The 13454-nt window shown below is 66.6% G+C and carries 11 protein-coding genes; 9 read left to right on the forward strand and 2 right to left on the reverse strand.

Annotated elements, in window-relative coordinates:
- The first annotated feature begins 49 nt into the window (after window positions 1-49).
- The 3 genes from EV665_RS23480 to EV665_RS23490 all read left to right on the forward strand — a co-directional run bounded on the left by EV665_RS23480 (window position 50) and on the right by EV665_RS23490 (window position 2989).
- Window positions 50-1942: a DNA polymerase III subunit gamma/tau gene (locus EV665_RS23480; protein WP_133035934.1), complete on the forward strand. Its 1893-nt coding sequence runs from the start codon at window positions 50-52 to the stop codon at window positions 1940-1942.
- Between the two features lie 76 nt (window positions 1943-2018).
- On the forward strand, window positions 2019-2342 hold the full coding sequence (locus EV665_RS23485; protein WP_133035935.1) for a YbaB/EbfC family nucleoid-associated protein: 324 nt from the start codon (window positions 2019-2021) through the stop codon (window positions 2340-2342).
- A gap of 35 nt (window positions 2343-2377) precedes the next feature.
- The gene (locus tag EV665_RS23490; protein ID WP_133035936.1) at window positions 2378-2989 is read left to right on the forward strand and encodes a LysE family translocator; all 612 of its coding nucleotides are present in this window, start codon (window positions 2378-2380) and stop codon (window positions 2987-2989) included.
- Here the strand turns inward: EV665_RS23490 and EV665_RS23495 are convergent, their stop codons facing one another.
- Window positions 2990-3601, reverse strand: coding sequence for an MOSC domain-containing protein (locus tag EV665_RS23495; protein WP_133035981.1), 612 nt, complete (start codon window positions 3599-3601; stop codon window positions 2990-2992).
- Window positions 3602-3661: 60 nt separating this feature from the next.
- Here EV665_RS23495 and recR point away from each other — a divergent pair, with 60 nt between their 5' ends.
- Both recR and EV665_RS23505 read left to right on the forward strand, forming a co-directional pair.
- Window positions 3662-4267, forward strand: coding sequence for a recombination mediator RecR (gene recR, locus EV665_RS23500; RefSeq protein ID WP_023512375.1), 606 nt, complete (start codon window positions 3662-3664; stop codon window positions 4265-4267).
- A 169-nt stretch (window positions 4268-4436) separates the two neighbouring features.
- The gene (locus EV665_RS23505) at window positions 4437-5702 is read left to right on the forward strand and encodes a lytic murein transglycosylase (RefSeq protein ID WP_380687656.1); all 1266 of its coding nucleotides are present in this window, start codon (window positions 4437-4439) and stop codon (window positions 5700-5702) included.
- A 12-nt stretch (window positions 5703-5714) separates the two neighbouring features.
- Here the strand turns inward: EV665_RS23505 and EV665_RS23510 are convergent, their stop codons facing one another.
- Window positions 5715-7343: an MFS transporter gene (locus tag EV665_RS23510; RefSeq protein ID WP_162853143.1), complete on the reverse strand. Its 1629-nt coding sequence runs from the start codon at window positions 7341-7343 to the stop codon at window positions 5715-5717.
- A gap of 257 nt (window positions 7344-7600) precedes the next feature.
- Between EV665_RS23510 and rimP the strand changes: the two genes are divergently transcribed.
- The 4 genes from rimP (at window position 7601) to infB (ending at window position 13385) form a co-directional block, all read left to right on the forward strand.
- Complete coding sequence (rimP, locus tag EV665_RS23515; RefSeq protein ID WP_133035938.1) at window positions 7601-8212, forward strand: ribosome maturation factor RimP; 612 nt, start codon at window positions 7601-7603, stop codon at window positions 8210-8212.
- A gap of 132 nt (window positions 8213-8344) precedes the next feature.
- A complete protein-coding gene (gene nusA, locus EV665_RS23520) occupies window positions 8345-9943 on the forward strand; it encodes a transcription termination factor NusA (RefSeq protein WP_133035939.1) in 1599 nt (532 codons plus the stop codon).
- A 29-nt stretch (window positions 9944-9972) separates the two neighbouring features.
- Window positions 9973-10626, forward strand: a complete 654-nt coding sequence (locus EV665_RS23525) for an RNA-binding protein (RefSeq protein WP_133035940.1) — start codon at window positions 9973-9975, stop codon at window positions 10624-10626.
- Window positions 10627-10730: 104 nt separating this feature from the next.
- Window positions 10731-13385 (forward strand): translation initiation factor IF-2, encoded by a 2655-nt coding sequence (gene infB / locus EV665_RS23530; RefSeq protein WP_133035941.1) that lies wholly within the window; start codon window positions 10731-10733, stop codon window positions 13383-13385.
- The last annotated feature ends 69 nt before the right edge of the window (window positions 13386-13454 follow it).

Raw genomic sequence — 13454 nt, forward strand, 5'->3', positions numbered from 1 at the left:
GATCCTGGCCGTCCTGTCGGGACTGAAAGTTCGATTAGCGGCAGGGTCTATGAGCGACGTAACCCCCAATCCGTCCAGCGAAAAACCCGCCGCCTACCGGGTTCTCGCGCGAAAATACCGCCCCAAGGATTTCTCCGACCTGATGGTCGGCCAGGAGCCGATGGTCCGCACGCTGACCAATGCGTTCGAGACCGGGCGCATCGCGCAGGCCTACATGCTGACCGGCGTTCGCGGCGTCGGCAAGACGACGACCGCCCGCATCCTCGCCCGCGCGCTCAATTACAAGACATCCGAGATCGACCGCCCGACGATCGACCTTCGCGTGCCCGGCGAGCATTGCCAGGCCATCATGGAGGGCCGGCATGTCGATGTCATCGAGATGGACGCCGCCTCCCATACCGGCATCGACGACATCCGCGAGATCATCGAGCAGGTGCGCTATCGTCCGGTCTCGGCGCGCTACAAGGTCTATATCATCGACGAAGTGCACATGCTCTCGACGCAGGCCTTCAACGGCCTCCTGAAGACGCTCGAAGAGCCGCCGGAGCACGTCAAGTTCATCTTCGCGACGACCGAGATCCGCAAGGTCCCGATCACCGTCCTGTCGCGCTGCCAGCGCTTCGACCTGCGCCGCATCGGCGCCTCGGACCTCGTCGGCCTCTTCACCACCATCCTGGGCAAGGAAGGCGTGGCGTTCGAGCCGGATGCGCTCGCCATGATCGCCCGCGCCGCCGAGGGCTCGGCCCGCGACGGCCTGTCGCTGCTCGACCAGGCGATCGCCCATGGCGGCGGCCGCGTCGAGGTGAACGCCGTGCGCGGCATGCTCGGCCTTGCCGACCGCGCGCGCATCGTCGATCTCTTCGAACATGTCGTGAAGGGCGATGCCGCCGCCGCGCTCGCCGAATTTTCCGCGCAATACGAGGCCGGCGCCAGCCCGCCCGTCGTGCTGACGGACCTTGCCGACTTCACCCACCTCGTCACCCGCATGAAATATGTGCCCGATGCCGCCGGCGACCAGTCGCTGAGCGAGATCGAGCGCGTGCGCGGCGTCGAGTTCGCCAATTCCATCGCCGTCACCGCGCTGTCGCGCATGTGGCAGATGCTGCTGAAGGGCATTCCGGAGACGGAAGCCTCCAGCCGCCCGGCGGGCGCCGCCGAGATGGTCATCATCCGCCTCGCGCACGCCGCCAACCTGCCGTCGCCCGAAGAGGCGGCCCGTCGCCTCGCCGAGCTCGCGGGCGGCCAGGGCGGCGGCAATGGCGCGCGCACCCCGCAATCCGGCGGCTATGGCGGCAATGGCGGCCAGCCGACGGCACAGGCCGCGGTCGCCGCCGTTTCCCGTTCGCCGGAGGCACCGGCCCAGCGCGCCCAGTCGGGCGGCGCGGCGGTTACCATGCTGCGCCCCGTGCCGCAGGCCGAGCCCGCATCCCAGCCGGTCGGCCGCATCGAGACCGCACCGGCCGAGCAGCCGGCCGCCGAGCCGAAGGTGCCGGTGAAGTCGGTCGCCGACATTGCCGACCTCTGCACCAAGAACCGCGACATCCGCCTGCGCGCGCTCGTGCGCGCCTTCGTGCGGCCGGTCAGCGTGGAGGCCGGGCGTCTTGAGATCAGCCTTGCCAACGATGCGCCGAAGTCGCTCGTCAACGACCTGTCGAACCGGCTGCAGGAATGGACCGGCATACGCTGGATGGTGATCCTGTCGCGCGAACCGGGCGGGCCGACGCTGGCCGAGGCCGAGACGATGGCGCAGGAAGCGCGCGTTGCCGATGCGCGCCAGGATCCCGACGTGGCCGCCATCCTGCAGCGCTTCCCGGGCGCCAAGATCATGGACGTGCGCATCAAGGTGCAGGAAACGGAAGACGAGCCCGAGACCGTCGAGGTCGCGGCCGTTGCGGAATCCGCAGAGGGCGACATCCTGCCCGGCGACGATATCGAACACTAGCAATTCCAGCCGAGATGCGGAACGGAATTGCGCGAAAACAAATGCTCTAACATCCAGTCAGAAAGAGGAGAGGCCGATGCGCGACATCATGGGCATGATGGGCAAGGTCAAGGAAATGCAGGCCAAGATGGAGAAGATGCAGGAGGAGATTGCCGCCCTTCAGGTGAGCGGCACCTCCGGCGGCGGCCTCGTCTCGGTCACGCTCGACGGCAAGGGCAATCTCAAGGGCCTGAAGATCGACCCCTCGCTCTTCAAGGAAGACGACGTGGAAATCCTCGAGGACCTGATCGTCGCGGCCCACAAGGACGCCAAGGACAAGGCCGAGGCCGAGGCTGCCGAAAAGACCAAGGCGCTGACCGCCGGCCTGCCGATCCCGCCCGGCTTCAAACTGCCGTTCTGATCTTGTAGGGTCTGGCTTTCCGAGGAGGATTTTCGATGAGCCTGATGACCCTCATTGTTTTTGCCGGCGCGCTGATGATGGCGGCCGGCTCGCCCGGCCCGAGCATCGCGGCGCTCGTCGCCCGCGTGCTGTCGCGCGGGGCAAAAGACGTGCTGCCCTTCCTCGCCGCCATGTGGATCGGCGAGGGCATCTGGCTCACCTGCGCCGTGCTCGGCCTTGCGGCCATCGCCGAGACCTTCCATGCCGCCTTCGTCGCCATCAAGTGGCTGGGCGTCGCCTACCTGCTCTATCTCGCCTGGAAGATGTGGTTCGCGCCGGTGGAGACCGGCGACGGCGCCCTGCCGGAGGCGCGCTCGGGCGCAAGGCTGTTCTTCGCCGGCCTGACGGTGACGCTCGGCAATCCGAAGATCATGATGTTCTACGTCGCGCTCCTGCCGGCGATCATCGATCTCGGCGCCGTCACCCTCGTCGGCTGGGCCGAACTGGTCGTGACCATGTTCGTCGTGCTGGTCGCGATCGACCTCGCCTGGGTCTTCCTCGCCGCGCGCGCCCGGCTGTTCCTGAAGAGCCCGCGCGCCGTGCGCATCGCCAACCGCGTCAGCGCCGGCACCATGGCCGGTGCCGCGGCGGCCATCGCCACCCGCTGATCAGCCGGTGAGGGCCGCGCGCAGCTTGTCGTTGATGGGGGCGGCGAGATAGCGCAGCCGGTCTTCCTCCGAAACGTTCCTGCCATAGGTGCGCAGCAGCTCCGGCATGGTCACCGAAGCGCCGTCGAAGGGCGTATAGGTCGCGGCATCGCCGGCCTGGATCACCCCGTCCCGCAGCACGCGGCAATAAAAACCCGGCCGGCCCGCCTGCATGAAGCGTTTCGCAAAGGCCGGGTCGCCCATGCGGGCGGTCAGCGTGTTGCAGGGAATGCGCGTCGAGGTCACTTCGAGCAGCACGCTCTCCGTCTCGATCCGGTCGCCGACCGAGACGCTGCGGCTGTCGAGGCCCTCGATGACGAGGTTCTCGCCGAAGGTTCCCGGCTCCAGCGTGCGGCCGAGTTCCTTCGACCACCAGGCAAGGTCGATCGCGCCGAGGCCGTAGACCGCCTGTTCCGGCCCGCCATGGTGTTTCCGGTTGCAGATCGCATCGCCCAGCAGGCCCTCACGGTCGACGACCACGGCCGCATCGGTCGGCGTCTTGAAAATGCCCGTCTTGTAGCTTTTGCCGGGAAGCGGACGGGCAAGGCCCGTGCATACGGCGAGAATTCTGATCAAGCGCTGCCTCCAGCAAGATGGATTCCGTTTCCCCTGGATATGGGCTAGATACCGGCAATGGCAAAACGAGTCACCGGCCCCGAAATCGAAAAACTCATCCAGCTCCTGGCGAAGGTGCCGGGCCTCGGCCCGCGCTCGGCGCGTCGCGCCGCGCTGCATCTCGTCAAGAAGAAGGACCAGCTGCTCGGCCCGCTCGCCGATGCGATGGGCGAGGCGCATCGCAAGGTGCGCATCTGCTCGTGCTGCGGCAATGTCGATACGAGCGATCCCTGCACCGTCTGCACGGACGTGCGGCGCGACCATGCGGTCATCATCGTCGTCGAGGACGTGTCCGACCTCTGGGCGCTGGAGCGCGCCGGCGCGATGAACGCGGCCTACCATGTGCTCGGCGGCACGCTCTCGCCGCTCGACGGCGTGGGGCCTGACGATCTCAACATCCGCGGCCTCGTCGACCGCGTGGCGAAGGGCGGCGTGCGCGAACTGATCATCGCCGTCAACGCCACCGTCGAGGGGCAGACGACGGCACATTACATCACCGACCAGCTCTCCGGCCTTGAAGTGAAGATCACCCGGCTCGCCCATGGCGTTCCGGTCGGCGGCGAGCTGGATTATCTCGACGAAGGAACCTTGACGGCCGCCTTGCGCGCCCGCACGGCGATTTGAGGGAGATCTGTTCATGCTAGGCTGGCTTTTACGGCTCACCCCCCTCTGCCCTGCCGGGCATCTCCCCCTCAAGGGGGGAGATCGGCAAGGAGTTCGCCCTTTCAGCAATCTGAAGCGTCAACGATTGGCGAGCGGTTGCCGCGGGTCGATCTCCCCCCTTGAGGGGGAGATGCCCGGCAGGGCAGAGGGGGGTATCGCCACCCGCCTCGCATCGCTCCTCGCGCTTGCTGTCATAGCGATGGCCCTTCCCGCCCAGGCCGCCTCCAAGGCCGAGGTGGAAAAAATGTTCCGTGCCTGGATCGACAACGACCTCTGGCCGGCCGCGCAGAAGACCGGCGTCAGCGAAAAGACGTTTCGCGCGGCGATGCAGGGCGTGACGCTCAACTGGGACCTGCCCGACCTCGTGCCGCCCGGCTCAAGGCCGAAGAAGGAAGAGGCGCAGAGCCAGGCGGAGTTCTCCTCGCCTGGCGCCTACTTCTCCGAAAAGCGCCTGCAGGGACTGGCGGGAACGGGAAGCCGGCTCGCCAAGACCCACGCCGCGACCCTGCGCAGGATCGAGCAGCGCTTCGGTGTGCCCGGCGAGATCATCGTCGCCGTCTGGGGCCGGGAATCCGGCTTCGGCAGCGCGAAGATCCCCTATTCTGCGGTGGAGGTGCTCGCCACCAAGGCCTTCATGTCGACGCGCAAGGACATGTTCCGCAAGGAGCTGATCGCCGCGCTGCATATCGTCGATGGCGGCGACCGGACGGTTGCGCAATTGAAGGGTTCGTGGGCCGGCGCGCTCGGCCAGCCGCAGTTCATGCCGACCAGTTTCCTGCAATATGCCGTCGATTTCGACGGTGACGGCGTGCGCGACATCTGGGGTTCGGTGCCGGACAGCCTCGCCTCGATCGCCAATTACCTCGCCAAGAAGGGCTGGCAGGCGGGCCGCGGCTGGGGCTACGAGGTGTCGATCCCGGCGGGGGTCTCCTGCGCGCAGGAAGGGCCGGATCTGGCAAAGCCCATCTCCGCCTGGGCGTCGAGCGGCATCACCCGCATTTCCGGCAAGGGTTTTCCCTCCGGCGAGGCGAAGGCGTCCGGCATGATGCTTGTCCCCGCCGGTACGCACGGCCCGGAATTCATCGTCACGCCGAATTTCTACGTGCTCAAGGAATACAACAATTCCGACCTCTATGCCCTCTTCATCGGCAATCTTGCCGATCGCATCGCCTATGGCAGCGGCCCGTTCCGCGGCGCATGGGGCGATGTCGGCAAGATGCTGCGCTCTGATGTGCTCGCCATGCAGAAGGCGCTCGTCGCCAAGGGCTACGATGTCGGCAAGGTCGATGGCCTGCCGGGCTACAAGACCCGCCGCTCGCTCGGCGACTGGCAGGCCAAGAGCGGCCTGACGCCGACCTGCTATCCGGATGCCTCGCTCAAGGCGAAGCTGCGGTAGGGCTTTTCGCCGTCAGTGGATATCCACCTGCCGCTTGAAGCGCTCGTATTCGTGCGGCACGATCGTCTGCCGCTCGATCATGCGGTGGACCCGCGGCGGCTCGGCGCCGCTGTGCAGCAGGCGCAGCTTCTCGCCGTTGGCGGCATCGGCATGGGTGCGGCGCTGGTTGTGGCGCACATATTCCACCCAGGTCGGCACATGGTAGGTCTCGGTCCAGACTGTCGGGTTCTCCAGGTCGCGCATCAGCGCCCACTGGCCGGCGCCGTCGCGGATGCGGATGCGCCGCCGCTCGGTCATCGCCTCCAGGAAGTCCGGTATGTCGCCTTCGGCGATCTCGTAGTCGATCAGAACGACGATCGGGCCGCTGCGCGGCTTCAGGTCGAGCGGCAGGTCCGGCTCGCTGAAGCGGTTGAGCGGATCGACATTAAGGCTCTGCAGTTCGGGAAGCTTGAAGCGAAGGCCGAGCGCCGCGCCGGCGATCATCACCACCGCCGAGGCGAGGAGCGCGGCTTCGGCGCCGTGCGTGTCGGCCGTTGAGCCCCAGATCCAGCTGCCCGCGGCAATGCCGCCGAAGGTGGTCGTCTGGTAGAGCGAGAGCGCGCGGGCGACGACCCAGCGCGGCGTCGAAAGCTGCACCGTCGTGTTGAACAGCGAGAGCGCCATGACCCAGGAGGCGCCGGCGATCGAAAGCACGGCCCCGGTCAGCAGCGCCGAGGCGCTGACCGCCGAAACGCCGGCGCTGACGGCAAAGCCGGTGAAGGCGAGGCGGGCGATGGTCTCCGTCGTGAGGCGCTCGCGCACCCGCGCATTCATCAGCGCGCCGCCGATCGCCCCGAGCCCGAAACAGCCGAGCAGGATGCCGTAGGTCAGCGGCCCGCCCGAAACGAGGTCGCGGGCGATCAGCGGGAGTAGCGAGAGGATGGAGCTCGTCGCAAGGCCGAAGGCGAAACCGCGCAGGAGCACCTTGCCGAGGTTCGGCGACATGGAGACGTAGCGCAGGCCCGCCGAGATGGCGCGGACGAAATCCTCGCGCGGCAGGCCGCTCGGCGAGACGTTCGGCTTCCAGCGGAAGAGCGCATAGAGGAGGGCGAAATAGCTGAGCGCATTGGCGGCGAAGGCCGCCGCCGCCCCCGCCGCGGCGACGATCGCGCCGCCGATGGCCGGGCCGACACTACGGGTGAGGTTGAAGCCCATGCTGTTGAGCGAGACGGCGGCGGGAAGGTCCTCGCGCGGCACCATGTCGCCGACGGAGGCCTGCCAGGCCGGGTTGTTGAGCGCCGTGCCGCAGCCGAGCAGGAAGGTGAAGGTCAAAAGCAGCCAGGGCGTTATGACGCCGTACCACGTACAGAGCGTCAGGCCGATCGCGACGGTCAGCATGAAACACTGCGCCGTCAGCATCAGCTTGCGCCGGTCGAAATTGTCGGCGAGCGCGCCCGCGGCGACGGAGAACAGCATGATCGGCAGCGAGGTGGAGGCCTGCACCAGCGCCACCATGTTGGCCGAGGAGGTGATCGAGGCCATCATCCAGGCCGCGCCGACGGACTGGATGAGCCCGCCGAAATTGGAGATCAGGCTCGCCGCCCAGATCAGCCGAAAGGTTTCGTTCCTGAAGGGGGCGAGGGGGGATGTCCGGTCTGGCACGGGGAGGGCACTCATTCTCGACGCAGCGTTGTGGACAATCTAGTTCATGGGACGAAAGGGGCAAGCCGGTGGCGGCAAAAGGTGGGGGATCAGGTCGCCACAGGCGGCCGGAAGAGCCGACCTTGCAATTGTGACAGACACGGTCTATATCAGCTGCAAATTCTTGATCGCCAGATGAAGAGTGGGCCCGCGAGGACCCGCTCTTTTTTATTGGCCCGATCGAGTGCATGATAACGACTATCCCGGGAGGGCATGTCATGTCCGACACGAGTGAAACAGGAAATGCGGCCATCGAGCCGCGGCTGATCGTCGAGACCGGTCTCGACCGGCGCGTCGCCGACATCATCGAGCCGACCATCGAGCAGATCGGTTACCAGTTGGTGCGCGTGCGCCTCTCGGCGCAGAACGGCGCGACGCTGCAGATCATGTGCGAGCGGCCGGACGGCACGATGACGGTCGAGGACTGCGAGAAGGTCTCGATGGCCGTCTCGCCGGTGCTCGACGTTGAGGATCCGATCGACAAGGCGTATCATCTCGAAGTCTCGTCGCCCGGCATCGACCGGCCGATGGTCCGCAAGTCGGACTTTTCGCGCTGGCTCGGCCACCTGCTGAAATGCGAGACGTCGATCCTCGTCGACAGCCGCAAGCGCTTCCGCGGCAAGATCGTGGCGGCCGACGAGAACGGCTTCACCCTGGAGCGGGACCAGCCCGCCGCCGGCGACGAGCCGACGGTCGTCATCCCCTTCACGGCGCTCGCCGAGGGCCGGCTGATCCTGACCGACGACCTGATCCGCGATGCGCTGGCCGCCGACAAGAAGGCCAAGGCCGCGCAGGCCGCGAACCAGAACGACGAAGACGGCGACGAATAAGTTTGTGCGTGCGTTCCTCCCGGGGGCCTTTGCCCCCTTTGCGGGCGGGGCGGAGAGGACGGAACCGGAGCGGTGCGCTGCTCCCCGATGCCGGAGGCCAAGGCCCCGGCCTGACCATGGAGACCTGAGACAATGGCAGTCAGTGCGAACCGGCTTGAGCTTCTGCAGATCGCGGATGCCGTGGCCCGTGAAAAGGTCATCGACCGCGAGATCGTGCTTGCCGCGATGGCCGACGCCATCCAGAAGGCGGCCCGCTCGCGTTACGGCACGGAATCGAACATCCGCGCCGACATCAATTCCAAGACCGGCGAAATCCGCCTCCAGCGCCTGCTGGAAGTCGTCGAGCACGCCGAGGACTATTCCACCCAGATCCCGCTGGAACTGGCGCGCGACCGCAACCCGGACGCCAAGCTCGGCGATTTCATCGCCGATCCGCTGCCGCCGATGGATTTCGGCCGCATCGCCGCCCAGTCGGCCAAGCAGGTCATCGTGCAGAAGGTGCGCGAGGCCGAGCGTGACCGCCAGTATGACGAATACAAGGATCGTATCGGGGAAATCGTCAACGGCACGGTCAAGCGCGTCGAATACGGCAACGTCATCGTAGACCTCGGCCGCGGCGAAGGCATCATCCGTCGCGACGAGATGATCCCGCGCGAGAACATGCGCTACGGTGATCGCGTCCGCGCCTTCGTCTACGACGTGCGCCGCGAGCAGCGCGGTCCCCAGATCTTCCTGTCGCGCACCCATCCGCAGTTCATGGTGAAGCTGTTCACCATGGAAGTGCCGGAAATCTACGACGGCGTCATCCAGATCAAGTCCGTCGCCCGCGATCCCGGCTCGCGCGCCAAGATCGCCGTCATCTCGAACGATTCGTCGATCGATCCGGTCGGCGCCTGCGTCGGTATGCGCGGCTCGCGCGTCCAGGCCGTCGTCGGCGAACTGCAGGGCGAGAAGATCGATATCATTCCGTGGTCGCAGGATCCGGCCTCCTTCATCGTCAACGCCCTGCAGCCGGCGGAAGTCGCCAAGGTGGTTCTCGATGAGGATGCCGAGCGCATCGAAGTGGTCGTTCCGGACGAGCAGCTCTCGCTCGCCATCGGCCGCCGCGGTCAGAACGTGCGCCTCGCCTCGCAACTGACCGGCTGGGATATCGACATCCTGACGGAAGCCGAGGAATCCGAGCGCCGCCAGAAGGAATTCAACGAGCGCACCAACCTGTTCATGGATTCGCTCGACGTCGACGAGATGGTCGGCCAGGTGCTTGCCTCCGAAGGCTTCGCCGCCGTCGAGGAACTGGCCTATGTCGATCTCGACGAAATCGCCTCGATCGACGGCTTCGACGAGGACACGGCCCAGGAAATCCAGACCCGCGCCCGCGAATATCTCGACCGCATCGAGGCCGAGATGGATGCCAAGCGTAAGGAGCTCGGCGTTTCCGACGACCTGCGCCAGATCGACGGCATGACGGGCCAGATGCTCGTCGCGCTCGGCGAGGATGGCATCAAGACGATGGAAGACTTCGCCGGCTGCGCCGCCGATGATCTCGTCGGCTGGTCGGAGCGCAAGGACGGCGAGACGAAGAAGTTCGAGGGCCTGTTCTCGAAGCTCGAGGTCTCCCGCGCCGAAGCCGAAGCCATGATCGTCCAGGCGCGCCTTGCGGCCGGCTGGATCACGGAAGAGGACATCGCGGCTGAAGAGCCGGCTGTCGACGGGGCCGAGCAGGACGCCTGACGGCGTCCGGCGGCTGGAGACGCCGTGGCATGGGTAAGAAGGACGACGGCGTGAACGACCGCATGTGCATCGTGACGCGCGAAAGGGGCGAGGCGGACGATCTGATCCGCTTCGTCGCCGGTCCGGACGGCAGCGTCGTGCCGGACCTGAAGCGTCAGCTTCCCGGACGTGGATGCTGGGTGAAGGCCGAACGGGCGATCGTCGACAAGGCGATCGCCAGGAAGCTCTTCCCGCGGGCGCTGAAGGCGGAGGCGAAGGCCGGCCCGGAGCTCGGGGCCGAGGTGGACCGGCTTCTGGCGGCCCAGCTCGGCGGCATGATGAACATGGCGCGCAAGGCCGGCCAGTTCATCACCGGCTCCACCAAGGTGGACCAGGCGGTGCGGTCTTTGGCCGCTCTTGCCGTGTTCCACGCGACGGACGCGGCCGAGGATGGCGTGAGAAAGATCGACCAGGCGAGGAAGGCGGCAAGCTTCCTTACCGAAGACGAAACGGAAATACCCTCCTTCAGGCTCTTTTCGGAGGGCGAATTGGAGGGCCTTTTGGGCCAGAATGCTTTTATCCATGCCGCGGCGCTTGCAGGGCAGGCGGGTGAGGGTGTAGTGAAGCGCGCAATCATGCTCGAAAAATACCGGGGCGGCGACCGGGCGAGGGCAAATGGCGGCGCTGGCCAGCCAAACCAATGACGCGGTCACCGGCATTCGGCCGGCCGAAATCGCATTGGATGAACACAATTGAACGACGGGGTCTGGTGATACGCATCCGGCCCTGATCTTAGGAACGGAACGGAATGACCGACAACAAAGACGACAAGACGATCAGCGTGGCTGGCAAGAAGACCCTGAGCCTGAAGCCCTCGGGGGTTCAGCAGGGAACCGTTCGCCAGGACATGGGTCGTGGCCGGACGAAGGCCGTCGTGGTCGAGACCCGCAAGCGCCGCATCAACCGCCCGGAAGACGAGCGGCCGGTGACGCCCGTCACGCCCGTGCAGCATCGCCAGCCCGAACCGCAGCAGACGCGCCCCGTGCAGCAGCATTCGCGCCCGGCGCCGCAGCAGCATGTCGAGCAGAGCCGCCCGCGTGTCGGCGTGGTGCTGAACCAGCTTTCCCCCGATGAGGTCGAGGCCCGTCGCCGCGCGCTAGCCGAAGCGCAGATCCGCGACGCCGCCGAAGCGCGCCAGCGTGCCGAGGACGAAGCCCGCCGCAAGGTAGAAGAGGAAGCCCGTCGCAAGGCCGAGGAAGAGGCACGTCTCATCCGTGAGAAGGAAGAGGCCGAGCGCCGCGCCGCCGAGGCCGCTGCTCCCGCTCCCGTCGTGGAAGAGGCCGCCGTCGTACAGCCGGTGGCAAAGCCGGCCGTTGCAGCCCCCGCCGCCGAAACCCGTCCGCAGCCCGGCCGCACGCCGGCAGCAGCGCCGGTCGCCGGCCGTGGCCGTCACGAGGCCGATGACGACAGCGACAAGCGCCCGCGCGGCGGTGCGCCCGTCAACCGCGGCAAGGTCGTGCGTCCGGAGCCCGCCAAGGTTCCGGCCCGTCCGAAGGCCGACGACGGCCGCCGCCAGGGCAAGCTGACGCTGACGACCGCCGCGACCGACGAGGACGGCTCGCAGCGCGGCCGTTCGCTGTCGGCCATGCGTCGCCGCCAGGAGAAGTTCAAGCGCTCCATGATGCAGGAAACGCGCGAGAAGATTTCGCGCGAAGTCGTGCTGCCGGAGACCATCACCATTCAGGAACTGTCGCAGCGCATGTCCGAACGCGCCGTCGACGTCATCAAGTACCTGATGAAGGAAGGCCAGATGATGAAGCCCGGCGATCTGATCGACGCCGACCTGGCCGAACTCATCGCCGGCGAATTCGGCCACACCGTCAAGCGCGTCTCCGAATCCGACGTCGAGGAAGGCATCTTCAACGTCGCCGACGACGAGGGCGATCTGGAATCGCGTCCGCCGATCGTGACCATCATGGGCCACGTCGACCACGGCAAGACCTCGCTGCTCGACGCTATCCGGCATGCCAACGTGGTCGCTGGCGAAGCCGGCGGCATCACGCAGCATATCGGCGCCTACCAGGTCGAGCAGAACGGCCACAAGATCACCTTCATCGACACCCCCGGCCACGCCGCGTTCACCGCCATGCGTGCCCGCGGCGCGCAGGCGACCGACATCGCGATCCTCGTGGTGGCGGCTGACGACAGCGTGATGCCGCAGACGATCGAGTCCATCAACCACGCCAAGGCGGCGGGTGTTCCGATCATCGTGGCGATCAACAAGATCGACAAGCCGACGGCCGACGCCCAGCGCGTTCGCACGCAGCTCCTCCAGCACGAGGTCTTCGTCGAATCCATGGGCGGTGAAACGCTCGACGTGGAAGTCTCGGCCAAGAACGGCACGAACCTCGACAAGCTCCTGGAAGCGATCCTGCTGCAGGCCGAAATCCTCGACCTCAAGGCGAACCCGAACCGTACGGCTGAGGGCGTCGTCGTCGAAGCCCAGCTCGACCGCGGCCGCGGCGCCGTCGCCACCGTTCTCGTGCAGACGGGCACGCTGCGCCCCGGCCAGATCGTCGTTGCCGGCGACCAGTGGGGCCGCGTGCGTGCCCTCGTCAACGACAAGGGCGAACACGTCAAGGAAGCCGGCCCTGCCATGCCGGTCGAGGTGCTCGGTCTGTCCGGCACGCCGGCCGCCGGCGACAAGTTCGCCGTGGTCGAGAACGAAAGCCGCGCCCGCGAGATCTCCGAATACCGCCAGCGCCTCGCCCGCGAAAAGCAGGTGGCCCGCCAGTCGGGTTCGCGCGGCTCGCTGGAACAGATGATGAGCCAGCTGCAAAGCTCCGGCCTGAAGGAATTCCCGCTGCTCATCAAGGGCGACGTGCAGGGCTCGATCGAAGCCATTGCCGGCGCGCTGGAAAAGCTCGGGACGGACGAAGTGCGGGTGCGCATCGTGCATTCCGGCGCCGGCGCCATCACGGAATCGGACATTTCGCTCGCCGAAGCGTCCAACGCCGCGATCATCGGCTTCAACGTCCGTGCCAACGCACAGGCCCGCTCGCTCGCCGAGCGCCAGGGCATCGAGATCCGCTACTATAACATCATCTACGACCTGGTGGATGACGTGAAGGCGGCGATGTCCGGCCTGCTCTCGCCCGAGCGCCGCGAAACCTTCCTCGGCTATGCCGAGATCCTGGAGGTGTTCAACATCACCAAGGTCGGCAAGGTCGCGGGTTGCCGCGTCACCGAAGGCAAGGTCGAGCGTGGCGTGGGCGTCCGCCTGGTTCGCGACAACGTCGTCATCCACGAAGGCAAGCTCAAGACGCTCAAGCGCTTCAAGGACGAGGTCTCGGAAGTCAATGTCGGCCAGGAATGCGGCATGGCCTTCGAGAACTACGAAGACATCCGCGCCGGCGACCAGATCGAGTGCTTCCGCGTGGAGCATGTCACGCGCACGCTGTAAGCGTTTCGCCAATAGAGTATCGTGCGAGCGCCGGACCTTTTCGGCGCTCGCATTTTTTTGAAGGTGACG

The sequence above is a fragment of the Shinella granuli genome, assembly GCF_004341885.1.
GTDB classification, from domain to species: Bacteria; Pseudomonadota; Alphaproteobacteria; order Rhizobiales; family Rhizobiaceae; genus Shinella; species Shinella granuli.